Source organism: Subtercola vilae (genome assembly GCF_004923255.1).
Lineage (GTDB): Bacteria > Actinomycetota > Actinomycetes > Actinomycetales > Microbacteriaceae > Subtercola > Subtercola vilae.
In genome coordinates this window covers 57,186-82,506 of sequence record NZ_QYRT01000014.1, presented here as the reverse complement: position 1 = coordinate 82,506, position 25,321 = coordinate 57,186, and the positions used below count along the sequence as shown (strand labels likewise).

Annotated in this window: 23 protein-coding genes; 19 read left to right on the top strand and 4 right to left on the bottom strand. The window is 65.6% G+C overall.

Translation table 11 applies throughout. The annotated features are described in order from the left end of the window. The first annotated feature begins 88 nt into the window (after positions 1-88). The 8 genes from D4765_RS09435 to D4765_RS09400 all read left to right on the top strand — a co-directional run bounded on the left by D4765_RS09435 (position 89) and on the right by D4765_RS09400 (position 9,090). Positions 89-1,708 carry a peptide ABC transporter substrate-binding protein gene (locus D4765_RS09435; RefSeq protein ID WP_136642039.1) on the top strand — a complete coding sequence of 540 codons (1,620 nt, stop codon included), beginning with the start codon at positions 89-91 and terminating at the stop codon, positions 1,706-1,708. A 118-nt stretch (positions 1,709-1,826) separates the two neighbouring features. After that, entirely contained in the window at positions 1,827-2,756 is a 930-nt protein-coding gene (locus tag D4765_RS09430; protein WP_136642038.1) for an ABC transporter permease, read from the top strand. Beyond that, a complete protein-coding gene (locus D4765_RS09425; protein WP_136642037.1) occupies positions 2,746-3,723 on the top strand; it encodes an ABC transporter permease in 978 nt (325 codons plus the stop codon). The genes D4765_RS09430 and D4765_RS09425 overlap by 11 nt, the downstream gene beginning before the upstream one ends. Beyond that, positions 3,720-5,474, top strand: coding sequence for a dipeptide ABC transporter ATP-binding protein (locus tag D4765_RS09420; RefSeq protein WP_136642036.1), 1,755 nt, complete (start codon positions 3,720-3,722; stop codon positions 5,472-5,474). The genes D4765_RS09425 and D4765_RS09420 overlap by 4 nt, the downstream gene beginning before the upstream one ends. A 97-nt stretch (positions 5,475-5,571) precedes the next feature. After that, positions 5,572-7,485 carry a translational GTPase TypA gene (gene typA / locus D4765_RS09415; RefSeq protein ID WP_136642035.1) on the top strand — a complete coding sequence of 638 codons (1,914 nt, stop codon included), beginning with the start codon at positions 5,572-5,574 and terminating at the stop codon, positions 7,483-7,485. A gap of 136 nt (positions 7,486-7,621) precedes the next feature. Next, positions 7,622-8,026: a hypothetical protein gene (locus D4765_RS09410; RefSeq protein WP_136642034.1), complete on the top strand. Its 405-nt coding sequence runs from the start codon at positions 7,622-7,624 to the stop codon at positions 8,024-8,026. Next, positions 8,023-8,592: a hypothetical protein gene (locus D4765_RS09405; RefSeq protein WP_136642033.1), complete on the top strand. Its 570-nt coding sequence runs from the start codon at positions 8,023-8,025 to the stop codon at positions 8,590-8,592. The genes D4765_RS09410 and D4765_RS09405 overlap by 4 nt, the downstream gene beginning before the upstream one ends. A 234-nt stretch (positions 8,593-8,826) precedes the next feature. Beyond that, on the top strand, positions 8,827-9,090 hold the full coding sequence (locus D4765_RS09400) for a hypothetical protein (protein WP_136642032.1): 264 nt from the start codon (positions 8,827-8,829) through the stop codon (positions 9,088-9,090). A gap of 21 nt (positions 9,091-9,111) precedes the next feature. On the opposite strand, the gene D4765_RS19670 is transcribed toward D4765_RS09400, so the two are convergent. Beyond that, on the bottom strand, positions 9,112-11,565 hold the full coding sequence (locus D4765_RS19670; RefSeq protein ID WP_237280343.1) for a bifunctional 3'-5' exonuclease/DNA polymerase: 2,454 nt from the start codon (positions 11,563-11,565) through the stop codon (positions 9,112-9,114). A 215-nt stretch (positions 11,566-11,780) separates the two neighbouring features. On the opposite strand from D4765_RS19670, the gene efeU reads away from it, so the two are divergent. From efeU to efeB, 3 genes are read left to right on the top strand one after another with little or no spacing between them, the layout of a single operon-like run. Beyond that, positions 11,781-13,448, top strand: coding sequence for an iron uptake transporter permease EfeU (efeU, locus tag D4765_RS19455; protein WP_201799275.1), 1,668 nt, complete (start codon positions 11,781-11,783; stop codon positions 13,446-13,448). Next, entirely contained in the window at positions 13,429-14,640 is a 1,212-nt protein-coding gene (efeO, locus tag D4765_RS09380) for an iron uptake system protein EfeO (protein ID WP_201799274.1), read from the top strand. Before efeU ends, efeO begins: the two co-directional genes overlap by 20 nt. A gap of 3 nt (positions 14,641-14,643) precedes the next feature. After that, a complete protein-coding gene (efeB, locus tag D4765_RS09375; RefSeq protein ID WP_136642031.1) occupies positions 14,644-15,942 on the top strand; it encodes an iron uptake transporter deferrochelatase/peroxidase subunit in 1,299 nt (432 codons plus the stop codon). Positions 15,943-16,024: 82 nt separating this feature from the next. Here the strand turns inward: efeB and D4765_RS09370 are convergent, their stop codons facing one another. Continuing rightward, entirely contained in the window at positions 16,025-16,918 is an 894-nt protein-coding gene (locus D4765_RS09370; RefSeq protein WP_161580401.1) for an EfeM/EfeO family lipoprotein, read from the bottom strand. Positions 16,919-17,043: 125 nt separating this feature from the next. Here D4765_RS09370 and D4765_RS09365 point away from each other — a divergent pair, with 125 nt between their 5' ends. From D4765_RS09365 to D4765_RS09350, 4 genes are all read left to right on the top strand, one after another. Continuing rightward, on the top strand, positions 17,044-17,460 hold the full coding sequence (locus D4765_RS09365) for a hypothetical protein (protein ID WP_136642029.1): 417 nt from the start codon (positions 17,044-17,046) through the stop codon (positions 17,458-17,460). Between the two features lie 34 nt (positions 17,461-17,494). Next, positions 17,495-17,821: a ferredoxin gene (fdxA, locus tag D4765_RS09360; RefSeq protein WP_136642028.1), complete on the top strand. Its 327-nt coding sequence runs from the start codon at positions 17,495-17,497 to the stop codon at positions 17,819-17,821. Further along, positions 17,818-18,936, top strand: coding sequence for a succinyldiaminopimelate transaminase (dapC, locus tag D4765_RS09355; protein ID WP_136642027.1), 1,119 nt, complete (start codon positions 17,818-17,820; stop codon positions 18,934-18,936). The genes fdxA and dapC overlap by 4 nt, the downstream gene beginning before the upstream one ends. Before the next feature lie 71 nt (positions 18,937-19,007). After that, positions 19,008-20,300 carry a citrate synthase gene (locus tag D4765_RS09350; protein WP_136642059.1) on the top strand — a complete coding sequence of 431 codons (1,293 nt, stop codon included), beginning with the start codon at positions 19,008-19,010 and terminating at the stop codon, positions 20,298-20,300. Between the two features lie 107 nt (positions 20,301-20,407). Here the strand turns inward: D4765_RS09350 and dapD are convergent, their stop codons facing one another. Continuing rightward, a complete protein-coding gene (gene dapD, locus D4765_RS09345) occupies positions 20,408-21,355 on the bottom strand; it encodes a 2,3,4,5-tetrahydropyridine-2,6-dicarboxylate N-succinyltransferase (RefSeq protein WP_136642026.1) in 948 nt (315 codons plus the stop codon). 54 nt (positions 21,356-21,409) lie between these two features. On the opposite strand from dapD, the gene dapE reads away from it, so the two are divergent. The 3 genes from dapE (at position 21,410) to D4765_RS09330 (ending at position 24,021) form a co-directional block, all read left to right on the top strand. After that, entirely contained in the window at positions 21,410-22,507 is a 1,098-nt protein-coding gene (gene dapE / locus D4765_RS09340; protein WP_136642025.1) for a succinyl-diaminopimelate desuccinylase, read from the top strand. Positions 22,508-22,511: 4 nt separating this feature from the next. Then, positions 22,512-23,756 (top strand): hypothetical protein, encoded by a 1,245-nt coding sequence (locus D4765_RS09335; protein WP_237280342.1) that lies wholly within the window; start codon positions 22,512-22,514, stop codon positions 23,754-23,756. 91 nt (positions 23,757-23,847) lie between these two features. Next, on the top strand, positions 23,848-24,021 hold the full coding sequence (locus D4765_RS09330) for a DUF3117 domain-containing protein (protein ID WP_136642024.1): 174 nt from the start codon (positions 23,848-23,850) through the stop codon (positions 24,019-24,021). A 64-nt stretch (positions 24,022-24,085) separates the two neighbouring features. On the opposite strand, the gene D4765_RS09325 is transcribed toward D4765_RS09330, so the two are convergent. After that, positions 24,086-24,715 (bottom strand): O-methyltransferase, encoded by a 630-nt coding sequence (locus D4765_RS09325; RefSeq protein ID WP_136642023.1) that lies wholly within the window; start codon positions 24,713-24,715, stop codon positions 24,086-24,088. Between the two features lie 92 nt (positions 24,716-24,807). Between D4765_RS09325 and D4765_RS20135 the strand changes: the two genes are divergently transcribed. Beyond that, positions 24,808-25,305 (top strand): twin-arginine translocase TatA/TatE family subunit, encoded by a 498-nt coding sequence (locus D4765_RS20135; RefSeq protein WP_416351990.1) that lies wholly within the window; start codon positions 24,808-24,810, stop codon positions 25,303-25,305. The last annotated feature ends 16 nt before the right edge of the window (positions 25,306-25,321 follow it).

Genomic DNA, 25,321 nt, shown 5'->3' with positions numbered 1-25,321 from the left:
TTCACACGCGTCGCGAGCGACACATTCGATTCGATTTCCCGGCCACAAGTCGTGATTTTGATTTGCCCAGTTTGCACAGGAGGAAACCTTGAAAATCAGACGTATTGGAGTGGGCGCAGTCGCCCTGGCCGCAGCCAGCGCACTCGTACTCACCGGATGCTCGTCAGGCAGCAGCACGCCTGCGAGCACCGCGAACACCACGGCCATCATCACGACCAACGGCTCTGAGCCCCAGAACCCGCTGATTCCCACCAACACCAACGAGACCGGTGGCGGCAAGATCGTCGACTCCATCTTCGCTGGGCTTGTGTACTACGACGCAACCGGCAAGCCGATCAACGACATGGCCGACTCGATCACCACGAACGACTCGCAGACCTACACGATCAAGATCAAGGCCAACCAGACGTTCAGCGACGGCGAAGCGGTCGACGCGAAGTCGTTCGTCGATGCCTGGCAGTACGGCGCCCTGACCAGCAACGCCCAGGTCAACCAGTCGTTCTTCGCACCGATCGAGGGCTACAACGACGCGGCGAGCAGCCCCCTCACCGGCCTCACCGTCGTCGACGCCACGACCTTCACCGTGAAGCTCTCGGCTCCGCAGTCAGACTTCCCGCTGCAGCTCGGCTACACGGCGTTCGACCCGTTGCCGGCCAACGCATTCAAAGACATGACCGCGTTCGGCCAGAACCCGATCGGCAACGGCCCGTACAAGCTGGCTTCTGCTTCGGCATGGCAGCACAACGTGCAGATCGATCTCGTTCCGAACACCACCTACACCGGTGGTCGCAAGCCTCAGAACGGTGGGGTGACCTTCAAGTTCTACGCTCAGGCCGACGCCGCGTACTCCGACCTGCAGGCCAACAACGTCGACGTGATCGACGAGATCCCCGACTCGGCCATCTCGACGTTCACAAACGACCTCGGTTCGCGTGCGATCAACCAGCCTTCAGCCGTGTTCCAGTCGTTCACCATCGGTACCTCGGCTCCGCACTTCCAGGGTGCAGAAGGCCTGCTCCGCCGCCAGGCGATCTCTGAAGCCATCGACCGCCCTACGATCACCAAGGTGATCTTCAACGGCACGCGCACCCCGGCGAAAGACTTCACGTCGCCCGTGCTCGATGGTTACACCGACTCGCTCAGCAACAACTCGGTGCTGACCTACAATGCTGACGACGCGAAGAAGCTGTGGGCCAAGGCTGACGCCATCTCGCCGTGGTCAGGTACGTTCCAGCTCGCCTACAACGCCGATGGGCCTCACCAGGCCTGGGTCGACGCCGTGGCGAACAGCGTCAAGAACGTTCTCGGCATCGACGCAGCGGGCGCGCCCACTCCGACCTTCGCCCAGTTCCGTTCGCTGGTCACAGACAAGACCAAGCCGATCGAGACCGCGTTCCGCACCGGATGGCAGGCCGACTACCCGGCGGTCAGCGACTTCCTCACGCCCCTCTACGCGACCGGTGCCAGCTCCAACGACGGTCACTTCAGCGACCCGGCCGTTGACGCCCTCTTCACGAAGGCCGCTTCAGAGACTAAGACAGACGCAGCGATCAAGGACTACCAAGACGCTCAGGTCATCCTGCTCAAAGACCTGCCGGCGATTCCGCTCTGGTACTCGAACGTGACGGGCGGCTACGCCACGGGCGTGTCGAACGTTCAGTTCGGCTGGAACTCAGTTCCGCTGTACTACGCGATCACCAAGGGCTAGTCTCTCCCGCCAACCGAAAGGGGCGGCAGCTTCACGCTGTCGCCCCTTTTGGTTTGACTCTCGATAAGGTCTACTTACCCGTATGCGCACTTACCTCTCGTCTCGAGGCTGAACTTCTATGGCCGGATATATTCTCAGGCGCCTGTTGCAGGCAATTCCCGTTTTCTTCGGAACAACGTTTCTCATCTACTTCATGGTCTTCGCAATGCCGGGAGACCCGATCCTCGCCCTGTTCGGCGACAAGACACCCAGCCCGGCGCTCGTCGCCCAGCTCCGTGCGCAGTACCACCTCGATCAGCCCTTCATCGTTCAGTACCTGATCTACATCGGCGGAATCTTCCAGGGCAACTTCGGAATCTCGTACTCGGGCCAGCCCGTCGGCGACATCCTGCTCCGCACGTTCCCCGTCACCCTTCGGCTCGCTGTGATCGCGCTGTTCTTCGAGACGGTGTTCGGCATCGTCGTCGGCCTGATCTCGGGCCTTCGCAAAGGCAAGCTCTTCGATGCGTCGTCGCTCGTCGTCAGCCTCATCCTGATCTCGCTGCCGATCTTCGTGATCGCCTTCGTCGGGCAGTATGTGTTCGGGGTGCAGCTCGGCTGGGCCAGAACGACCGTCGGAACCGGAGCGCCGGTTCAAGACCTGATCCTGCCGGCGCTCGTGCTGGCGAGCATCAGTTTCGCGCAGATCGTGCGCCTGACTCGGTCATCGGTGATCGAGACATCGGGGCTCGACTTCGTTCGTACGGCGTACAGCAAGGGCCTCAGTCGCAATCGCATCGTTCCGGTGCACATCTTGCGCAACTCTCTGATTCCCGTCGTCACCTATCTGGCCACCGACTTCGGTGTTCTGCTGGTCGGGGCAACGGTCACAGAGGGCATCTTCAACGTTCCGGGCGTCGGCAACACGCTCTACCAGGCGATCATCCGCAGCGAAGGCCCCACGGTCGTCTCGTTCGTCACCGTGATGGTGTTGCTCTACCTCATCGTCAACCTCATTGTCGATCTGCTCTACGGCTTGCTCGACCCAAGGATCCGCTATGTCAAATGACCTTTTCGAACACCCCGTGACCGCCTCCGAGCCCGGGGCCTCGCACTTCGTAGCGCCGCTCGAAGAGACGCCTCTCGTCGCCATCGACGTCGTCAACGTCGCCGACAAGCCCAGCAACCTCTGGATCGATGCCTGGCGTGACGCCCGGCGCCGCCCCACGTTCTGGGTTTCGGGTGCCCTGATCATCCTCGTCGTGGTCGTCGCGCTCTTTCCGTGGCTGTTCACGAGTGTGCTGCCCAACAACGACTGCCAGTTGCTCAACAGCAACGGTGGGCCCACCGCCGGGCATCCACTCGGCTTCACGAAGCAGGGCTGCGACGTCTACTCGCGCATCATCAACGGCACTTCGACGTCGCTGTCGGTCGGCATCATCGTCATCGTTCTGACCACCGTGCTCGGTCTGGTGTTCGGAGCCTTCGCCGGGTTCTACGGCGGAGTCGTCGACGCCGTGCTCTCGCGCATCGGTGACATCTTCTTCTCGATTCCCTACATCCTGGCCGCCGTGGTCATCATGTCGGTGCTCGTCAACTACCGCAGCGTCTGGACCATCTCACTCGCCATCGGGCTCTTCGCCTGGCCGGCGACTGCCCGTGTGCTTCGAGCAGAGATACTCCGTGTCAAGAACGCCGACTTCGTGATGGCGTCCGAGGCCCTCGGGGTCTCGAGCCTTCGCATTCTGCTTCGACACGTCTTGCCGAACTCCATCGCCCCGGTGATCGCCATCACGACCATCTCCCTCGCCGCAGCGATCGTCGCCGAAGCCACCCTGTCGTTCCTGGGTGTCGGTCTCGGCAGCTCGATCATGTCGTGGGGCAACGACATCAACCAGGCCCAGCGTGACCTTCGCACCAACCCGCAGACGTTGATCTACCCGTCGCTTGCTCTGTCGATCACAGTTTTCGCGTTCATCCTCATGGGTGAAGTGATTCGAGACGCACTCGACCCGAAAGCGAGAGCCCTTCGATGAGTACCCCTTCTCCCAGAACGCCTGATTCCTCCGGTACGGATGCCCGGGTGCCACTGCTTCAGATCACGAACCTGCAGGTCGGTTTCCAGACGCAGAGCGGTGTCATTCCGGCGGTGCGCGGGGCGAACATCACTCTGCACGCCGGTGAGACGTTGGCCATCGTGGGCGAGTCGGGGTCAGGCAAGTCGACCACCGCGCACGCCATCATCAACCTGCTGCCCGGCTCCGGCAAGATCATGGGCGGCCAGATTCTCTTCGACGGCCAAGACCTCACGAAGCTCTCCCAGAAGCAGATGCAGGAGGTGCGGGGCAAGCTCATCGGTTTTGTGCCGCAAGACCCGATGTCGAACCTCAACCCGGTGTGGAGCGTCGGTTTTCAGGTGCAGGAGGCCATCAGGGCCAACGGCATCGCACAAGGCCGGGCCGACGTGAAGAAGCACGCGATCCAGGTGTTGAAAGAAGCCGGCCTCGGTGACGCAGAGAAGCGCCTGAAGCAGTTTCCACACCAGTTCTCCGGCGGAATGCGTCAGCGCGTGCTCATCGGTATCGGTCTCTCGTCGAGGCCCAAGCTGCTCATAGCCGATGAGCCCACGTCTGCTCTCGACGTGACGGTGCAGCGCACCATTCTCGACAACCTCGAGAAGCTCACCCGTGACACGGGTACCGCACTGCTGTTCATCACCCACGACCTGGGTCTGGCCGCCGAGCGCGCCGAGCACCTCGTGGTGATGTACAAGGGCCAGGTTGTGGAGTCGGGCCCGTCGAAGGAGATTCTGGCGAACCCGCTGCATCCCTATACTCAGCGGCTCGTTGCCGCGGCTCCGAGCCTCGCCTCGCGGCGCATCCAGTCGTCGGCCCACAAGCTCACCGAGCTCGACTACTCGGCCACCGGTGTGACCGAGGGTCTCGACCTCATCGAGACGGCAGAGGCGCGGGCCGGCCAGCTGGCAGCTGCGCCCAAGCGCGAAGACGCCATCGTCGTCGAGCACCTCACCAAGGTCTACAAGATCCGCGGCAACAAAGAGGCGTTCACGGCCGTCGACGACGTGTCGTTCAGTATTCAGCGCGGTACCACAACGGCGCTGGTGGGGGAGTCCGGCTCTGGCAAGTCGACTGTGGCGAAGATGCTGCTGCGGCTCGAAGACGCCACGCACGGCGAGATCCGCATCGACGGAACGAACACGGCACCTTTGAAGGGTAAAGCTCTGCTCGACCTGCGCCGCAAGATGCAGCCGGTCTTCCAAGACCCGTACGGTTCGCTCGATCCGCTGCGTAACATCGGCAACACCATCGGTGAACCGCTGAACACCCACAAGGTGGGCGACAAGAAGTCGCGCCGCGACCGCGTGTTCGAGCTTCTCGAACAGGTCTCACTGCCGCGGGCCCTGGCCAGCCGGTACCCGAACGAACTCTCCGGAGGGCAGCGCCAGCGCGTTGCCATCGCTCGTGCGCTCGCGCTGAAGCCCGACATCGTCATTCTCGACGAGGCCGTCTCGGCTCTCGACGTGCTCGTTCAGGCTCAGATTCTGCAGCTGCTGTCAGACCTTCAGACCGAACTCGACCTCACGTATCTCTTCATCACACACGACCTCGCGGTCGTGCGGGTGATCGCCGACAACGTCTGTGTCATGCAGCGCGGCAAGATCGTTGAGACCGCTACGACCGATGAGGTGTTCGACAACCCGCGTATGGAATACACTAAAGAGTTGCTGAATGCGATTCCCGGGGCTGGTATTGCTCTGGGGGTCTAAGTTTTGCGTCGGCAACCCGGGCGTAGTTGCCCCCACCCGTTTATTTCGTCGGGCTCGCCTACAGATTGAGTCCGCATTACTTTGAGGACGATCATCCATGGCGTCAGCCACCCGCGATGACCTACGTAACGTAGCGATTGTTGCCCACGTCGACCACGGCAAGACCACTCTTGTCGACGCGATGCTCAAGCAGACCAACTCGTTCGACGCCCACTTTGAGGGCGAAGACCGCATGATGGACTCGAATGACCTTGAACGCGAAAAGGGCATCACGATCCTCGCGAAGAACACCTCGGTGCTCTACAGCGGCAAGCACGCCGATGGCAAGTCCATTGTCATCAACGTCATCGACACTCCGGGCCACGCCGACTTCGGTGGTGAGGTCGAGCGCGGCCTCTCCATGGTCGACGGTGTCGTTCTGCTCGTCGATGCGTCTGAGGGCCCGCTGCCGCAGACGCGTTTCGTGCTGCGCAAGGCGCTCGAGGCGAACCTTCCGGTCATCCTGCTGGTCAACAAGACCGACCGGCCGGATGCCCGCATCGACGAGGTCATCGCAGAGTCGCAAGATCTTCTGCTCGGCCTTGCGAGCGACATGTCTGACGACCACCCCGACCTCGACCTCGACAAGGTGCTCGACGTGCCGATCGTCTATGCCTCCGGGCGTAACGGTGCCGCATCGAACAACAAGCCCGAGAACGGCACGCTGCCCGACAACGACGACCTCGAGCCGCTCTTCGAAGCGATCTTGAAGCACGTTCCGGCTCCCACCTACGACGACGATCTGCCCCTGCAGGCGCACGTCACCAACCTCGACGCGTCGCCGTTCCTCGGCCGCCTCGCGTTGCTGCGCATCTTCAACGGTCACATCAAAAAGGGCCAGCAGGTCGCCTGGGTTCGCCACGACGGTTCGGTTCAGAACGTCAAGCTCACCGAACTGTTGATCACGAAGGCGCTCACGCGCTTCCCGACCGAGACGGCTGGCCCCGGCGACATCGTGGCCATCGCGGGGATCGACGAGATCACCATCGGAGACACCATCAGCGACCCCGACGATGTTCGGCCGCTGCCGATCATCACGGTCGACGACCCCGCCATCTCGATGACCATCGGTACCAACACCTCGCCGATGATCGGCCGCACCAAGGGCTCGAAGGTCACGGCCCGTATGGTGAAAGACCGCCTCGACCGCGAGCTGGTCGGTAACGTCTCGCTGAAGGTCGTCGACATCGGTCGCCCCGACGCGTGGGAGGTGCAGGGTCGTGGAGAACTGGCTCTCGCCATCCTCGTCGAGCAGATGCGCCGCGAGGGCTTCGAGCTCACCGTCGGCAAGCCGCAGGTGGTCACCAAGCAGGTCAATGGCAAGACGCATGAGCCGTTCGAGCACCTGACCGTCGATGCGCCCGAAGAGTTCCTCGGTGCCATCACCCAGCTTCTCGCTTCCCGCAAGGGCATGATGGAGACCATGCAGAACCACGGCACCGGCTGGGTTCGCATGGAGTTCATCGTTCCGTCGCGTGGGCTCATCGGTTTCCGCACCGAGTTCCTCACCACCACGCGTGGTACCGGTATCGCCAACGCCATCTCACACGGCTACGCTCCGTGGGCCGGCGCCATCGTCACCCGCAACAACGGGTCGATCGTGGCCGACCGCTCGGGTGTCGTCACGCCGTTCGCCATCGTGAACCTGCAGGAGCGCATGTCGTTCTTCGTGGAGCCCACCCAAGAGGTGTACGAAGGCATGGTCATCGGCGAGAACTCGCGCGCCGACGACATGGACGTCAACATCACCAAAGAGAAGCAACTGACCAACATGCGCCAGTCCACTTCTGACACGTTCGAGCGCATGACGCCGTCGCGCAAGCTGACACTTGAAGAGTCGCTCGAATTCGCTCGCGAAGACGAGTGCGTCGAGGTCACGCCCGAATGGGTTCGCATCCGCAAGGTCGAGCTCTCCGCGCAGGCTCGCCAGCGGAGCGCGTCGCGCGTCAAGTCGCAGAACGCGAACGCGTAGCGCGTCCCGCCCCGCTTCACCAGACCCCCGCCCCACGCGCTTCGGCTCGTGCGGCGGGGGTCTGTCGTTGTACAGGCCCGGCCGGCGTGATAGCTGAGCAGTTGTCACGTGCAGACGCGCGGCGTAGAGTGAGTGAGTGATTCTCAGTAAACGTCGGCCTAAGGGGCCGAAATGTGTTCGCACGCCGATCGCGCGTGCTCATCGGCTGAACGTCGGGTCGGCCCTCGGGCTCGGCCTGGCGCCGTTGGTTCTGACCGGATGCGCGGTGCTGCCGTCAGCGTCAGCGCCGGGTGCAGCGATTCCCAGTGCCGCTGCCGCCGTAGCCGCTATCGACGCTCAGCTCACTGCCGCGGGCTTCGTGGCCAGTGATCTGAACTCCCAGGGCAATCGGTTCGGTACCTTCGACGGAACAGCGTTCGATGTGGTCGGCGCGCAGGCGACTGGCTACGTTCGAGGTGCCTACTCTGTCATGGTCGGCGTCGGCACTGACGACAAGGGCAACACCGACGCGGTCTACTTCATCGACAAGGCCTCGTCGTGAGCGCCTCTAGGCAGGGCCGCCTGCGCGGACCCGCCCGCCGCCGCGCCCACATCGTTCTCTCGGTGCTGGCTGCGCTGGTGACGGCCGGGGTTGCGACCGGGTGTTCAAACCCGATCAACAGCATCGTCGGGCTCACATCGGGCGGACACGTGAGCGTGGGGGCGTTGCCCGGCAACTTTCCCTCCGACATTCCCATCGCCGACGGCAAGATCCTCGCCGGTACAACCGACTCCGATGACGTCGAGACCGATTGGGTGATCGCGGTGGTGCTCCCGAACGCCACCGATGCCGACGCCGTCGTGAGCCAGCTCACCGGGGCCGGGTTCACCGAGTCCGACCTCAACAGTGCCGGCAATCGCTTCGGCACGTTCGACGGCAAACAGTTCGACATCGTGGGCGGCGCCGGCCTCGGCTTCACGCGCGGCGACGACCAGATCATCCTCGTGATCGGCGTCGACCACCAGCACCGCACCATCGCCGCGTACGAGGTCACCCGGTACGCCCCCTCGGCAAGCGACCCTGCCGCGCCTGCCGCTGCCGGCGTGGCAGAGAAGAGCTTTGTGTGAACGGCGCGCCAGGTCGAAGGCCAATCACGAGTCCCGCTGTTGTTATCGTCGGCGTAGTCGTGGCGTTCACAGTGGTCATCGGCATCATCTTGGTGGCTGCATTCGCTGGCCCGGTCATGACGATGCTCAACGCGAACGGGGATGATTCGGGGCCGGGGCATTATCAGTCGACAAGTGGTGCCTGTGCTCGGTGCCAGGATTCTGAACGCATCGACGCAGTCGAGTAAGCACGAGGTGACGTGGTCGGTGCAGGTGCTACCTGCGATGAGCGTTGACGAAGCGAATGCGCAAGTGAACTCGCAATTCACGGCGGCCGGGTTCGTTGCCACGGACTTTACCGGAGAACGTTTCTTCTCGTTCGGTGGCACAGCGTTCACTGTGATCGGTGGTGACGTGACTGGTTTCGAAAAGGGTGACTTGACTGTGCTCGTGAAAGTTGGTGCCGACCCGAACGACATAGTTTCGGCCGATTATTCGGTGAAGCAGGCACTTGGCTGAGTTGGTGGGCTAGCGGGTGCGTCAGTCGGCGTCGGCGTAGCTGGCGACGATGGAGACGTCGAGCGGAACGTCAAGGGGGAACGCGCCGAAGAGCAGGCGGGTGGCGGCTGCGGCTGAGTCGCGGAGAGCATCCGCCACCGCGTCGGCGAGTTCAGCGGGGGCGTGCACGATGAGTTCGTCGTGCAGGAAGAACACGAGGTGCGGGGCGTGAGTGAACGGCTTGGCGGCCCGGCCCGCAGTGGTCGTGGGAGCTGAGACGGGTCGGCCCGACGGTGGCACGTCAATGACGGGTGGTGTCGGCCGGGCCTGCGACGGGCCAGACGGGCCAGACGGGACAGACGTGCCAGACGTGCCAGACGGGCCAGACGGGGGCCTCGGGGGAGTTCGCGGAGTGCTGGTTGACGGCGGTGCCGTTACGGCAGGGGCTGGGGCTACGACGGGAGCGGGCTCGGAGTGGAGGGCGACCGGGCGAACGCTCGCGCCGGAGGAGCGCAGCTCGGCGAGGCGCCTGGCCATGTCGGCAACCGGGTCGGCGGCCTTGAAGGGAGAGGGGGCGGCGATGCGACGCTCGCGTTCGGTGATCTCCGCTTCGACGGCCGCCCGGCGCGCCGATTCGAGCGCCTTCGCGGCAGCGGCAGCGGCGACAGGGTCGAGCGAAGCGGCAGAGTTGTCGCCGGTGAGCAGTTCGAGCGCGTGGGTGACGGCGTCGTCGCTGCCCGCAGCTGCAGTCGGGGCCGTGGAGATGCCGTCGAGCGAGGGGTCGGCGTGTGGTGTGGTGGCGTCGAGCGAAGGGACGGCATCCGGGGCTGCATCGTCGAACGAAAGCTCGGCATCCTGCGCCGCGTCGGCGAGGGGCGCATCATCGAGCAGTGGCTCGTCGAGCGCCGCGTCGTCTGCGGGCGCAAGGTCGGCGAGCCGTCGCCGCAGGTCTGCCATCCAGCAGAGCGCCCAGTCGGCGGCGCTCGCCTGCACGACGAAGTTGCGCGTGAAGCGGCCCCAGTCGCGAGCCTGCTGGCGGGCGAACTGCTGGGCGCGCTCGTTGGGGGTACCCTCCGAAGCCCGCGCCTGGGCCTCCCACCATTCCTCGTTGGGGCGCGGTGCGCTGCGCCCCAATCGCGACGTCACGACTTCGCCCCGTTCGCCGGCACGGGCGGCGTCTTCGACATAACGCAAAGCGGTGGGAAACGCGCGGGCCAGCCGCGGCAAGAGTCGCCCGCTCTCACCGGTGGTGGCACCATACATGGCTCCGAGCATCGCAACTTTGGCCTGCGCGCGGGTTTCGAGTGCGCCCGCCGAGACGATTCCGGCGTAGAGGTCGGTGCCCCGGCCGGCCGCCGCCATGACGGTGTCGCCCGACACGCCCGCGAGGATGCGCGGCTCGAGTTGGGCGGCATCGGCCACCACGAGCACCCATCCGTCGTCGGCAGTGACCGCGCGCCGAACCTGCTTGGGCAACTGCAGCGCCCCGCCCCCGCGGGTGGCCCAGCGCCCCGACACCACGCCGCCCGGAACGTAGTCGGGTGAGAATCGACCATTGGTGACCCAGGAGGCCATCCATGACCATCCGTTCGCACTGAGCAGGCGCGAGAGTTTCTTGTATTCGAGCAGGGGCGCGATGACCGGATGCTCGATCGACTGCAACTCGTACGACCGGGTGGTGGTGACCATCAGCCCGGCAAAACGCAGCGCCCGCAACAGGTCGGCGGGGGAGTCGGGGTTCAGCTGGGGCGTGCCGAGCGCGGCGCGCACCGCGACGGCGAGCTGTTCGAGGCGAGCAGGGCGAAGCCCCGGTGCGACCTGTTCGCCGAGCAGTTCGGTCAGCAGCGCGTCGTGCACGTCTTCGCGCCACGGCAGCCCGGCGTGCGACATTTCAGCCGCGATGAGTGCGCCGGCCGACTCAGCGGCGAGCAGCAGCCGCAGCCGGTTGGGTTCGGTGGCGGTACGGATGGCATCGAGTTGCAGCCTGAACTCCGCCACCAGCCGGTTCACTTCGGCCGCGCCCACGGCGTCGGGTTCCTGCCCAGAATCGCCGACCCCTCCGCCGCCGCCGCTCAGAACGCCGCCCGCCTGCGGCACAGCCCCACCAATGCCGTCGAACAGCGCCGTCTGCCCGGCCCGGCTGCTCGCCGAGCCAGGCACACCATCGCTCGGCATGAGCGGAGCATCCCACGCCGAGCGCGGCCCCGCAGCCAACGCAGACGCGGCCGTGAGGCTCGACGCCCGCAGAATGGCGTGTGTCAGCCGCAGGTCATGGCAACGTTCGACCCGAACTCCGTGCGCCAGCAGGCCCGGGTACCGGATGCCCGTGTCGGCCCACACCCAACGCGGGCGTTCGAGCTCCAGTGCTTCGACCGCGCCCGCGAGCTCTGCCTCTTCGTACGTCTCGCTCGGCTGCTCGGGGTCGTTCTCGCCGCTGTCGGTGAGATAGGTGAGGGTGAAGACGCCGCGGGGGGATTCGGAGAGAACGACGTACACAGCGTCTATTCTCCCCGACGAGGGCCGCACCGCGCGCACGCGGGCCGGGGCGTTGCGAGACCTGAGCGCCAGCTTCGAACTCGGATGAGCGCGAATTCTGGTTAGCACAGCCGAACCTTACTAAGTGTAGGCTTACCTTTGTTCGGCCGATTCAGGCGTTCTCATCACAACCGTCCCGCGGCACCTCTGCGGGCACCCACCGCTGGAGCTTCTTCGTGCTTGCAACGTTCGTCATCGGCCTTCGTGAAGGCCTCGAGGCGGCGCTCATCGTTGGAATCATCGCGGCCTTTCTGAAGCGCAACGGCCACTCGCTGAAGTCGATGTGGATCGGCGTCATCGCCGCCATGGTGCTCTCGGTTGCCGTCGGCGCGATTCTCGAGGTCATCTCGGTGGGCCTACCCCAGGCTGAGCAAGAGGGCATGGAATCGATCATCGGCGCCGTGGCCGTGGTCATGGTCACCGCCATGATCGTGTGGATGAGCAAGCACGCCCGCACCATGCGCCGCGAACTCGAGTCGACCGCCACCGAAGCCATCAAGAACGGTTCGGTTCTCGCGCTGGCCGGCATGGCCTTCCTCGCGGTGCTGCGCGAGGGCTTCGAGACCTCCGTCTTCATGCTGGCGGCGTTCCAATCGTCGGTGAGCCCGCTGACCGCAGGCCTCGGCGCTCTCCTCGGCCTGCTGCTCGCTGTTCTGATCGGCTACGGCATCTACCGCGGCGGTGTGCGGCTGAACCTCGGCAAGTTCTTCACCGTCACGGGTGTCTTCCTGGTGTTCGTCGCGGCCGGCCTCGTGATGAGCGCCCTCCGCACGGCTCATGAAGCCGGCTGGATCGTCGTCGGCCAGAACACCACCGTCGACCTGGCCTGGCTGGCTCCCGGTGGCTCGGTTCAGGCCGCCCTCATCACCGGCGTTCTGGGCATCCCCGCCGACCCCCGCGTCATCGAGGTGCTCGGTTGGGCGCTGTACCTCGTGCCCGTTCTGCTCTTCGTGCTGTGGCCCGTGAAGCTTCGCCCGGGCATCCACGCCTACCGCGTGCAGTTCTCGCTCGCCGGTGCCGCCGCGATCGCCGCCCTCGTCCTGGTGGTCGCCGTTCCCGCGCCCGCCCCGCCCACTCTCGGCACGGGCCCCGCCGCCCTTACCGGCACCGATGGCCGCCAGCTAGGCACGGCCCAGCTCACCGGCAGTGATGCACGCCTCGCTCTTGAAACAACAGTTCTCGCCAATTCGACCTCGACCCTCCTCGAGTCGTCGGCGTCGACCGCTGACACGCATCTGGGTCAGGATGCCCGCACCTGGTCACTCGACTCCACGGTCACTCCCACCACGCTTCCCACCACCCTCACGCTCGCCGACCTCGACACGCTGAACGGTGGTCGCACCCCGGTCGGAATCAACCGGCAGACCAACCCTGGCCCGTTCACCGCCGCCTGGAAGGTGAGCGTCACTGAGCACGTCTGGGCGGTCGGCACAACCCTCCTCGACGCCTCGCGGTCGACGGTCACCACTCTCGCTCTCTCCGGCGGCGGTCTCACGGCCGCTCGCACGGTCACGGTGACAGCGGGCGACACGGCGGCCGAGTCGCTTTCGTGGAGCCTCGACAGCCAACACACCGAAGCGGTCGCGGCTGAGCTCTCGGCGTGGCAATCCGATGTCGCCGAGACGCAGCTCTTCAAGACCTCCCTGCCCGCCGTGCTCGCAGTGGCCGCCCTCGTGCTGCTGCTCGCCGGCCTCAGAGGCTTTCGCGCCTCGCGGCGACGCGGCACCGCCCTGCCAGAGCCCGGCGGTGCGGGCGACGCTGCCCGGGCATCCGGCGCCCCCGATTCTCTCTCGCCCGATTCTGATCTCAAGGAGCTCGACCTACATGACGTCGTCACGAAATAGCCCGGCCACCCGCCGCGCCGCCCGCCTCGCCCTGTTGACCGGCCTCGTCGCCGGAAGCATGCTGCTCGCCGGTTGTAGCGCGGGGTCGACCACTGCGGGCTCAACCGCCTCGGCTGGCGGCACCGCACCCGTCGCCAACGGTGCCACGCAGATCAAGGTCACCCTCAGCGGTTCGAGCTGCGCCATGGACTACGCCACGGCACCCGCCGGCCCCGTCACGTTCACCGTGACCAACACCGACGCGGCCGGCCTCAGCGAGGTCGAGCTGATGAGCGACAAGCGCATTCTGGGCGAGCGGGAGAACATCGTCGCGGGCCTGCAGCCCGCCACCTTCACCGTCACCCTCGGCGGCGGCACCTACCAGCTGAACTGCCCGGGTGCCTCGGCCGAGAACACTGACTTCGTTGTCACCGGCGCTGCGGCAAGCACCGCCAGTGACGTGCAGACGCTGCTCACCACCGGTACGACCGGCTACGGCGCCTATGTCGAAGACCAGTCGGCGGCTCTCGTGACCGCCGTGGCCGCTCTGGATGCCGCGATCCAGTCAGGCGATGTCGCTGCGGCCCAGAAGGCCTACGCCGTCGCCCGCCCGTTCTACGAGCGCATCGAGCCGGTTGCCGAGAGCTTCGCCGACCTCGACCCTGAGGTCGATGCTCGCGTCGCCGACGTCGACCCCGGTACCGAGTGGACGGGGTTTCACCCCATCGAGAAAGACCTCTTCGAGACCGGCGCAATCAGTGCATCGACCAAGACGCTGAGCACCAAGCTCGTCGCCGACATCGCGCAGCTGCAGACCCTCACCAAGGGCCTCACATACAAGCCCGAAGAGCTTGCGAACGGCGCCTCGGGTCTGCTCGAAGAGGTTCAGTCGTCGAAGATCACCGGCGAAGAAGAGGCCTACAGCCACATCGACCTCGTCGACTTCGCGGCCAACGTCGAAGGGTCAGAGCAGGCGTTCGAGTATCTGAAGCCCGCGCTCAGCACGATCGATGCGAACCTCACGGCATCGATCAGCACCCAGTTCGACTCCGTGAACGCGCTGCTGGCCACCTACAAGGATGCCTCCGCTCTCGGCGGTTACGACCTGTACACCGAGGCGCTCAAAGCATCTGATGCCACGAAGCTCACCCAGGCCATCCAGGCCCTGCAGCAGCCGCTCAGCCAGATCAGCGAAAAGGTGGCGACGGCGTAACCGATGACACAACGCAGTTCTGGCGAAACGTCTGACGACGGGTCGAGCGAAGAGGCGCCTCGCGGGTTCTCCCGTCGGGCGTTCTTCGCGGGCGCCGTCTCGAGTGCTGCGGCCGGCGCCGCTGCCGGAGTGGTGGCGACCGGGCTGAGCGGTGCTGCCGCGAGCGGCACCGGCCCGGCGGCCGTCGCAGCTGCCGACGAGGTGTACCCGTTCTACGGGGCGCACCAGGCCGGCATAGCCACGCCCCCACAAGACCACCTCGTGTTCATGGTGTTCGACGTGACCACCACCTCGGCCAGCGAGTTGCAGGTGATGCTGGCGAAGTGGTCTGCCGCCATTGCGCAGTACACCCAGGGCCTTGCGGTGGGCTCGGTCGAGCCCGACCGAGCCCAGGCGGTGCCCGGTGACACGGGCGAAGCCGCCGGCATGGGAGCGAACCAGCTGACGGTGACGGTTGGCTTCGCGCCGTCGATGTTCGATGGTCGGTTCGGCTGGGCGAAGTACAAGCCCGCGGCGCTGAAAGACCTGCCTGCGTTTGCGAGCGATGCCCTGACACCAGCCTTCACGGGTGGCGACATCTGTGTGCAGGCGTGTGCCAGCGATCCGCAGGTGGCGTACCACGCGATACGCAACCTTGCGCGCATGGCCAGAACCACCGCGACGACACGGTGGACGGTGCAGGGGTTCGGGAGGGCATCCAGAGGCACCGGCCAGACCACGCCGCGCAACCTGATGGGCTTCAAAGACGGCACGCGCAACATTTCAAGCGACGACGACTTCGCGCAGCAGGTGTGGGTGGGGGCAGACAGCGACCAGAGCTGGATGACCGGTGGCTCGTACCTCGTTGCCCGCAAGATCCACATGCTGATCGAGACGTGGGATTCCGACGGCATCGGCGACCAGCACGCGGTCTTCGGGCGCACCAAGGCTGAGGGTGCACCGCTCAGCGGAACGGGCGAATTCGACACGCCCGACTTCGCGGTGAAGGCCGCCGATGGCACGCCGGTCATTCCCGTGAACGCGCACGTCGCACTGGCAGCGCACGAGAACAACAACGGCACCAAGATTCTGCGTCGCGGCTACAACTTCACCGACGGCATCGACAGTGTGGGGAGACTGGATGCCGGGCTCATGTTCATCTCGTACCAGAAAGACCCGGCGCAGTTCTCACAGCTGCAGTCGAAGCTGGGCGCCAACGACCGGCTGAACGAGTACATCCGCCACGTCGGATCGGGTGTGTTCGCGGTGCCGCCCGGCCTGAGTGCGGCCGGCGACTACTTCGGCAAGGCGCTGTTCGCCTGACGGCTGCGACGTGCGGTACTGCGGTGCGGCACTGCGGGGCGGTACTGCGCGGCGCCAGTGCGGTGCAGTGCAGTGCGGTGCGCTACTGCGACGCGCCGGTGACCGCGCCCATGGTGGGCGTGATCTGGGCGAGCGAACTTGCCAGGGCTGCGACCTTGGACTGCAGAGAGGCGCGGTCGGCGGGTGCGACGGCGTCGAACGTCTTCATCAGAACGCCGCTGCGTTCAGCGTTCAGCGACCCCTGCACCCCGTCGAACTCGTGGTCGAGGGTGGTGGCCAGAGCTGCGTCTTGCGTGACCAGAACGTCGCGAATTCCTTCGAACACCACGCGCACGCCGTCGAGGTAGCCCTGCAGATCGTTCAGATCGGTGTGCGAGGCCGCGTCTTGGGTGCCGCTCGCCGCGTTCAGGCCGAGTGTGAGCATCAGCGTCGCTGCCCCCGTGGTCTGCTGGTCGACCGAGGGGCGAAGCGCCATGATGCGCTGGTTGAGTGCGTACGTGTCGTCAGAGAGCTGGCGGGCGAGGCTCGACCGTGCGGCCGCGGAGAGCGGCACTGTGCCGGCCGGCGGGTACAGGTCTTGCTCTACAGCGTGCCAGCCGGTGAGGGTGGCACCGGGAGCGAGATCGGATGCCCTCAGGTCGAGCCGCGCCGTGAGGTCGCTGAACGAATCTGAGACGGCCAGCAGACGGTTGTAGAACATGCGCGACGGGGCATACAGCGATCGCGCGAGCTCATCGTTGCCGGAGGAGTATGCGGCCGCGAACTCGTCGGTGGCGGTCTGCAGCTGCTCGGCCTGTTGCCGGGCGTAGAGCGCGAAGTCGTTGTTCGACTCGCGCAGCTGCAGGGCGACGAACCCCTCCGACTGCACGGTCTGAGCCTGGGCGCCAGTGGTGCCGGTCGTGCTTCGGGCGCACCCCGTGAGAGCGAGTGCGATGATGACGACGGCCAGAGCCAGTGCGCCAGGTGTGGATTTCACGAAACAGGTTCCTCGTGGTCGATTCGAAACAGAAGCTCTACAGAACACGGCTCCATCGCCGTTTACACGGTACAGCGTTCAGGTTGGGTCGCTAAATTGAAGCGCAACAACGAAAGGCAATCGTGATGTCGTACAGTGAGCCCGCTGCAGTGGGCGAGTCGTGGTTCGTGCGGGTGGCGAGCTGGGTCGTGGGTCTGCTGCTCGGTGCGGTGTTCGCCATGCTCGGCACGGTGGTCAACCAGGCCAGCTTCAGTTTCTTCGGTCTGTTCGACGTTCCCATCGGCGTGATCATGGCCGTTCTGGCCAGCGCGCTGCTGCTGCTCGGCCTCCGTCTGGTACTGCCGAGTCGCACGGTCGCCATTCTGGCGGCGGTGGGTCTCGTGGGCATGGTGTCGCTGCTCAGCCTGCCCAGTCGCGGCGGCTCGGTGCTCATTCCGGCCACACCTCAGGGCTATGTGTGGACCTTCGCGCCCACCATTGTGGCGCTCGTCATTCTCGCGTGGCCGAAGAGGCCGGTTCGCCGCACCTCAGCCGACGCTTAGAATAAAACTGCCGTTTCGAAGGGATTTCACCACTGTGACTTATGTCATCGCTTTGCCGTGTGTCGATGTCAAAGACCGGGCGTGCATCGACGAATGCCCCGTCGACTGCATCTACGAGGGTGAACGATCGCTGTACATCCACCCCGACGAGTGCGTCGACTGCGGTGCGTGTGAGCCGGTGTGCCCGGTCGAGGCCATCTACTACGAAGACGATCTGCCCGCCGAGTGGGCCGACTACTACAAGGCCAACGTCGAGTTCTTCACCGACATCGGTTCGCCCGGTGGGGCCGCGAAGGTCGGCGTCATCGCCAAAGACCACCCGGTCATTTCGGCTCTGCCGCCCCAAGTGACCCCGGCGTGAGCCTCGGGCCGCTGCCCGACTACCCGTGGGATCAGATGGTGCCGTTCGTCGAACGTGCCGCAGAGCACCCGGGCGGGCTGGTCGACCTCTCGATCGGTTCGCCTGTCGACCCCACGCCGCCGCTCATCCGTGGCGCGCTCGCTGCGGCGACGGATGCCCATTCCTACCCTGCGACGGCGGGTACCCCCGCTCTGCAACGCGCGATCGCGGCCTGGTTTGCGCGTCGTCGCGGGGTCGCCGGGCTCAGCGAGGCTCAGGTTCTGCCCACTATCGGGTCGAAAGAGCTCGTGGCCTGGTTGCCGTTCATGCTGGGTCTCGGCGAGGGAGATGCGGTCGTGCATCCACTGGCCGCGTACCCCACCTACGCCGTGGGAGCCACGCTGGCGGGAGCCCGGGCGGTTGCGGCAGATGACCCCGCGCTCTGGCCGGCCGACACCAAGCTCGTCTGGTTGAACTCACCCGGCAACCCCGACGGCCGCGTGCTCGATGTCGAGGCGTTGCGGGCAGCGGTCAATCGCGCCCGTGAGCTCGGCGCCATCGTCGCGAGCGACGAATGCTACGCCGAACTCGGCTGGGATGGCCGGTGGGCCACCGAGCCCGTGCCGAGCGTGCTCGACGAGCGCGTGACCGGGGGAGACCTCACCGGCATTCTCGCGGCCTACTCGCTCAGCAAGCAATCAAATCTCGCCGGTTACCGCGCCGCGTTCGTGGCCGGCGACGAGGCCCTCATCTCGAGGCTGCTCACCGTGCGCAAACACGCCGGAATGATGCCGCCGTCACCGGTTCAGACCGCGATGGTGCTCGCCCTCGGCGACGACGAGCATGTGGCACGCCAGAAGTCGCTCTACCGCGCACGCCGCGACGTGCTGAAGGCGGCGCTCGAGGCGTGGGGGCTGCGAATCGATCACAGCGAGGCGGGGCTCTATCTCTGGGCGACCGCCGGTGTCGACGGCTGGCAGACCATTTCAGAGCTGGCAGAGCTCGGTATCGTGGCCGGTCCGGGTCATTTCTACGGAAGCCACTACCCCGAGCACGTACGCTTCTCACTCACAGCGACAGACGAGCGCATCGCGGAGGCGGCCGTTCGGCTCGGAGCCGTGCGTCCTTTAGGCTGAGTGTGCAATCCCATATATCTCAAGGAGGCGCTGTGGGCGATTTGAACGAGGCGACAGCTGCTGAGGCGAACGTGACCGCCAGTGCTGAACCGAACACTGCAACCCTGCACTTCCCGGGCGGAACGGCGCAGTTCCCCATTCTGACGAGTGTCGACGGGGCATCGTCGATCGACATCTCCACCCTCACACGGCAGACGGGGCTGACAACGCTCGACTACGGCTTCGTGAACACGTCGGCGACCCGCTCGAACATCACCTACATCGACGGCGACAAGGGAATTCTGCGCTACCGCGGGTACCCCATCGATCAGATCGCCGAGAAGTCGACATACCTCGAGACCGCCTGGCTTCTGATCTACGGCGAACTGCCGACACCGACGGAGCTCGAAGACTTCGACACGCGCATCCGGCACCACACGCTGCTGCACGAAGACCTGAAGAGCTTCTTCGATGCGCTGCCGCACGACGCCCACCCCATGTCGGTGCTCTCGGCAGGCATCTCAGCCCTGTCGACGTACTACCAAGACTCGCTCGACCCGCGTAACCCCGAGCACGTCGAGATCTCGACGATTCGCCTGCTGGCGAAGCTGCCGGTGATGGCAGCGTATGCGCACAAGAAGAGCCTGGGCCAGGCGTTTCTGTACCCCGACAACAGCCTGAGCTTCATCGACAACTTTCTGCGGCTGAACTTCGGCACCATGGCCGAGCCGTACGTCATCAACCCGGTGCTGTCGAAGGCGCTCGAGCGGCTGCTCATTCTGCACGAAGACCACGAGCAGAACGCGTCGACCTCGACGGTTCGCCTCGTGGGCTCGACCGAGGCAAACATGTTCGCCTCGATCTCGGCCGGCATCAACGCGCTCTACGGCCCGCTGCACGGCGGCGCGAACGAGGCCGTTCTCACCATGCTCGCGCAGATTCGCGACTCCGGCGAAGGCGTCGAGAAGTTCGTCGAGCGCGTCAAGAACAAAGAGGCGGGTGTTCGCCTGATGGGCTTCGGCCACCGCGTCTACAAGAACTACGACCCGCGGGCGAAGCTCGTCAAAGAGGCGGCCGACGAGGTTCTCGCGGCGCTCGGCGTCAAAGACGACCTGCTCGACATCGCCAAAGAACTCGAAGCCATCGCGCTGGCCGACGACTACTTCATCTCGCGCCGGCTGTACCCGAACGTCGATTTCTACACGGGTGTCATCTACAAGGCGATGGGTTTTCCCACCCGCATGTTCACCGTGCTGTTCGCCATCGGCCGGCTTCCCGGCTGGATCGCGCACTGGCGTGAGATGCAGACCGACCCGGCCACCAAGATCGGGCGCCCCCAGCAGCTCTACCTGGGCAGCCCCATGCGCGACTTCCCGACGCGCTGACACCACCTTGGCCGCGGCGAGCGGGGGAGGCGGGGGCGCAGCGGGGAGTCGGCGCGCGCAGCGGGTCAGGCGGGGCGCGCAGCGGGTCAGGCGGGGCGCGCAGCGGGTCAGGCGTGCAGAACGGTGTTCAGCGTGACACCAGAGCCGGCGCGCGAGAGCACTTCGACCGCGCCCGAGAGCGAGTTGCGCCGAAACAGCAGGTTGGGCACGCCCGACAGCTCGACGGCCTTGACGGTCTGCGCCGATCCGTCGGCCCGGGGCGCTGAGCCCACGACGACGACCTTCGTGCCCGCCGTCACATAGAGACCGGCCTCGACGACCGAGTCATCACCGATCGAGATACCGATGCCCGAGTTCGCGCCGAGCAAGGCGCGCTCGCCGATCGATACCCGCTGCGTGCCGCCGCCCGAGAGGGTGCCCATGATGGATGCCCCACCGCCCACATCCGACCCGTCACCGACGACGACCCCCTGTGATACGCGACCCTCGACCATCGACGTGCCGAGCGTGCCGGCGTTGAAGTTCACGAAACCCTCGTGCATGACCGTGGTGCCGGGCGCGAGGTACGCGCCGAGCCGAACCCGCGACGCATCGGCGATGCGTACACGGTCGGGGCTCACATAGTCGAGCAGGCGCGGGAACTTGTCGATGCCGTGCGCGGCGATTCCGTGGCGCTGCAGCGACAGCCTCAGGCGGTCGAAGTCGGCGGGCAGCACCGGCCCGGCGTTGGTCCACACCACGATGGGCAGGTGAGCGAAGATGCCGTCGAGGTTGAGGGTGTTGGGCTTCACGAGCAGGTGCGAGAGCAGGTGCAGGCGCAGGTACGCATCGCTGGTCGTCAGCGGCGCCGCGGCGAGGTCGATCTCGACCGTCACCACTTCGAGCCGCACGTTGCGGCGCTCATCGGCCCCGGCCGCCTCTTCGAGTTCGGCGGGAATCACCCACGGTTCGGTCTCCTCCGAGAGCCGGCCGAGGCGGGGCGCGGCGAACCACGTGTCGAGAACTGTTCCGTTGCCGGCGATCGTGGCGAGGCCGTAGCCCCATGCATTACTCATGATTCAAGGGTAGTTCAGTGCTGGGGTTCGGTTCGGCCACCATAAACTTGAGCAATGCTGACCGACCCCCGCGCCCAGAACGTGCTCGACCTTGCCGCCTCGTCGGTCGAACTCACTCGCCAGATCTGCGATTTCGAGTCGGTGTCGGGCGACGAGAAGCCGCTGGCCGACGCCATCGAGGCCGCCCTCGCCGGGTTCGGGCACCTCGAGATCATCCGTGACGGCGACACGATCGTGGCCCGTACGAACCTCGGGCGATCGCAGCGCGTGGTGATCGCCGGGCACATCGACACGGTTCCGCTGAACGACAACCTGCCCACCCGCTTCGAGACCATCGACGGGCTCGAGTACCTCTGGGGCCGCGGCACGGTCGACATGAAGGCGGGTGTCGCCGTGCAGCTGAAGCTCGCCGCCGAGCTCACCGAGCCCACGGTCGACATCACCTGGATGTGGTACGACCACGAAGAGGTGTCTGCAGCGTTGAACGGCCTCGGTCGACTGGCAGCGAACCGCCCCGACCTGTTCGAGGGCGACTTCGCCATTCTGGGCGAGCCGAGCAACAGTCAGATCGAGGGCGGCTGCAACGGCAACCTCCGCATCGAGGTGCGCGCGTTCGGCCTGCGCTCGCACTCGGCACGCGGGTGGGTCGGCACGAATGCCATCCATCGCATCGCGCCCATTCTCGACACGCTTGCGGCCTATCGAGCGCGTGAGGTCGAGGTCGACGGGCTGGTCTACCGCGAGGGTCTGAATGCCGTGGGCATCTCGGGCGGCGTCGCCGGCAACGTGATTCCTGACGAGGCCATGGTGCACATCAACTACCGTTTCGCGCCCAGCCGCTCGGCCGACGAGGCGATCGCGCACATGCATGAACTGTTCGGCGAGTACGAGATAACGGTTGTCGACCTCGCCGAGGGTGCCCGCCCCGGGCTCGACGCGCCTCTGGCCCAGCAGTTTCTCGCGGCCGTCGGCGGCGAGGCCAAACCCAAGTACGGCTGGACCGACGTGGCCCGCTTCTCGGCCCTCGGCACCCCCGCGGTGAACTTCGGCCCCGGCGACCCCCTCAAGGCGCACGCCGACGACGAGCGGGTGCTCACCTCGCAGATCATCGACTGCGAGCGGGCGCTTCGCCTGTGGCTCTCGAAAGAGTAGGCAGATGACCCAGGCGCTCGACGACAGGGCTCTGCCAGCAGAGACGCCGGCTCCGGATGACCGGGGGCCGGGCATCCGGAGCCGGCGGTTCAGCAGCCCCTGGTGGCTCACCGTCACGCTCGTGTATCTCGCGGCGCGGGTGGTCACCACCGTGATGCTGCTCGCGCTGGCGAGCGTGCAGGGTAAGAACCCATGGACGGGGGCGAGCCCCTCGTACTGGGACTACGCCTCGATCTGGGACGGCACCTGGTACAAGATCATCGCCTACTGGGGCTACCCCGGCCAACTGCCCCTCAGCACGTCGGGGCATGTGAGCCAGAACGCCTGGGCGTTCCTGCCCGGCTACCCGTTTCTGGTGCGCGGGGTCACCGAGGTCACCAGCGTGCCGTGGGAGTACACCTCCGTCGCGATCTCATTCGTGTTCGGCCTCGGTGCGACACTGGTGTTCTACAAGCTGATGCGGCTCACGCTGCCGGCCGGTACGACGCTGTTCGCTGTGCTGTTGTTCTGCATCTCGCCGGTGTCTCCGTTGTTTCAGGTGGCCTACGCCGAGTCGATGTACACGTTCCTGCTCATGCTCGGGCTCTACTTCGTGGTCACCCGGCGGTACGTGCTGCTGTTTCCGATCATCCTCGTGATGTCGCTGACGCGGCCCAGTGGGCTGGCATTCGCTCTTTTTCTCGCCATCCACATCGCTCATCGCTGGTGGGTGCGGGAGCGCGATCCGTTCCCCACCGGCCAGCGGGTTCTCGCCGTCGCGGCAACGGTCTTCAGCGGCGTCATGGGGTTGGCGTGGAGCATCATCGCGTGGATCGGAACGGGGTACTTCTCCGCCTACACCGAGACCGAACTCGCGTGGCGCGCGTCGTACATCGGGTATTCGCACCTCGTGCCATTCACATCGTGGATCCAGGGCGGCAACTGGTGGCTGGGCGCACCGGCGGGTGCCGTGGTGGTGGTGCTGCTCGTCGTCGCCTTCGCGCTGTTCATGCTCACCAAGGGTGTGCGGCGCATCTCGCTCGATCTACGGTTCTGGGTGATCGCGTACGCACTGTACCTGTTGGCCGTTTTCTTTCCTCAATCGAGCGTCTTTCGGCTGCTGATGCCCCTCTTCCCGCTGCTCGGTGTCATCGCTCTGCCGAAGTCGCGCATCTACCGAGTTCTCGTCGTTCTGCTGTTCCTCGCCGCGCAGTGGGGCTGGCTGCTGCTCTGCTGGGGCGTCGACGGCGCCGACTGGACCCCGCCGTGATGCCCGGTGTTACGCCTCTGGCGGGCGGAGTTTTCTCCCGGGCCGCTCATGAACGATAATAGATGTACGACACCACGAAAGGGGATGCCGCATGGCCGCCATGAAACCCAGGACCGGAGACGGCCCGATGGAGGCTGTTAAAGAAGGGCGCCTCATCATCGTGCGCGTTCCTCTTGAAGGAGGCGGAAGGCTTGTGGTCTCTGTCAACGACGCCGAGGCTAAAGAACTGCACGACGCCCTCGCCGGCGTTGTCACCGCTGCCTGACCTCTACAGATGACGAATGCCCCGGGCCGCGGCCCGGGGCATTCGTTCGTCTCGGCGCAGAAAGTCAGCCGAGGAGTTTCGTGATCTGGAGCAGCCCGTCGCCAATGGGCGAGAGTGCCGTGATGACGGCACTCGACTGGGTGATCTCGCTGATGAGGGAGCGGAAGTCTGCCACGGTGTCGTCGCGCTGCACCGGGTCTGCCACGCGGTCGCGCCAGAGTGCGTGCGGCACGAGTACGGTGCCCCCGACACGGGCGAGGCGCAGGCCGTGCTCGACGTACTCGATCACCGACTCGGGGTCGGCGTCGATCAGAACCAGGTCGTACGAGCCCTCGTTCATGCGCGGGAGCACGTCGTTGGCACGGCCGGTGATCAGGCGAACACGGTTGGCCGCTGCGCCCTGGCTGATGAACGCGGCGCGGGCCGATTGCTGCCGGTCGACCTCGGTGTCGATCGAGGTGAAGGTGGCCAGGGGTGCGCCGGCGAGCAGCCAGAGCCCCGAAACCCCCACTCCGGTGCCAACCTCGATGATCGACTTCGCGGCCGTCGCCGCGGCAATGACTGCAAGCTGCGCACCGATGCCGGGAGACACTGCTTCGACCCCCAACTCGATGGAGTGGGCGCGTGCCAGCGCTATCACCGCCGGCTCAGCGACGATGTCTTCTGCATACTTCCAGTTGGTCTCTTTTGACACAGGTATTGCCTCCGGAGGTCAGCTTAGACACCGCCAGCGGTAGGTGAGGGAAGGCTCGCAGTATCTCTGGCAACACAGGGTAGTCTTTACGCATGTTCGGGTTGACGTTTGAGAAGCTGATAATCATCGGCGTCATTGCGGCCTTCGTGATCGGCCCAGAGCGCCTGCCCCACTATGCCTCGGTGCTCGCGAAGTTCGTGCGCCAGTTGCGTGATTTCACCAATGGTGCGAAGACGCGCATGAAAGAGGAGATGGGGCCCGACTTCGACGAGATCGAGTGGAAGAAGCTCGACCCCCGGCAGTACGACCCGCGTCGCATCATTCGCGATGCGCTTCTCGAAGACCCCGAGGCGGTGCCGGTGAAGCCCACAACGGCACCCATGGCGCCGGCCGCAGCGGCTGCCGCATCGGTCGACCCTCTGATCGCGAGCCAGTTGCCGGTGAATCAGTTGCCTGTCGACCCGCTCGCTGGCGACCAGCCCTTCACAGGGTCGCACCTGTCTCCGCCCGAACCGGCCTACCTCACCCGTAGCAAGACCGAGCGTGCCGAAGCCGCCCAGGTCACCCCGCACGACTCCGAGGCGACCTGAGCTGATTCGCGGTCGG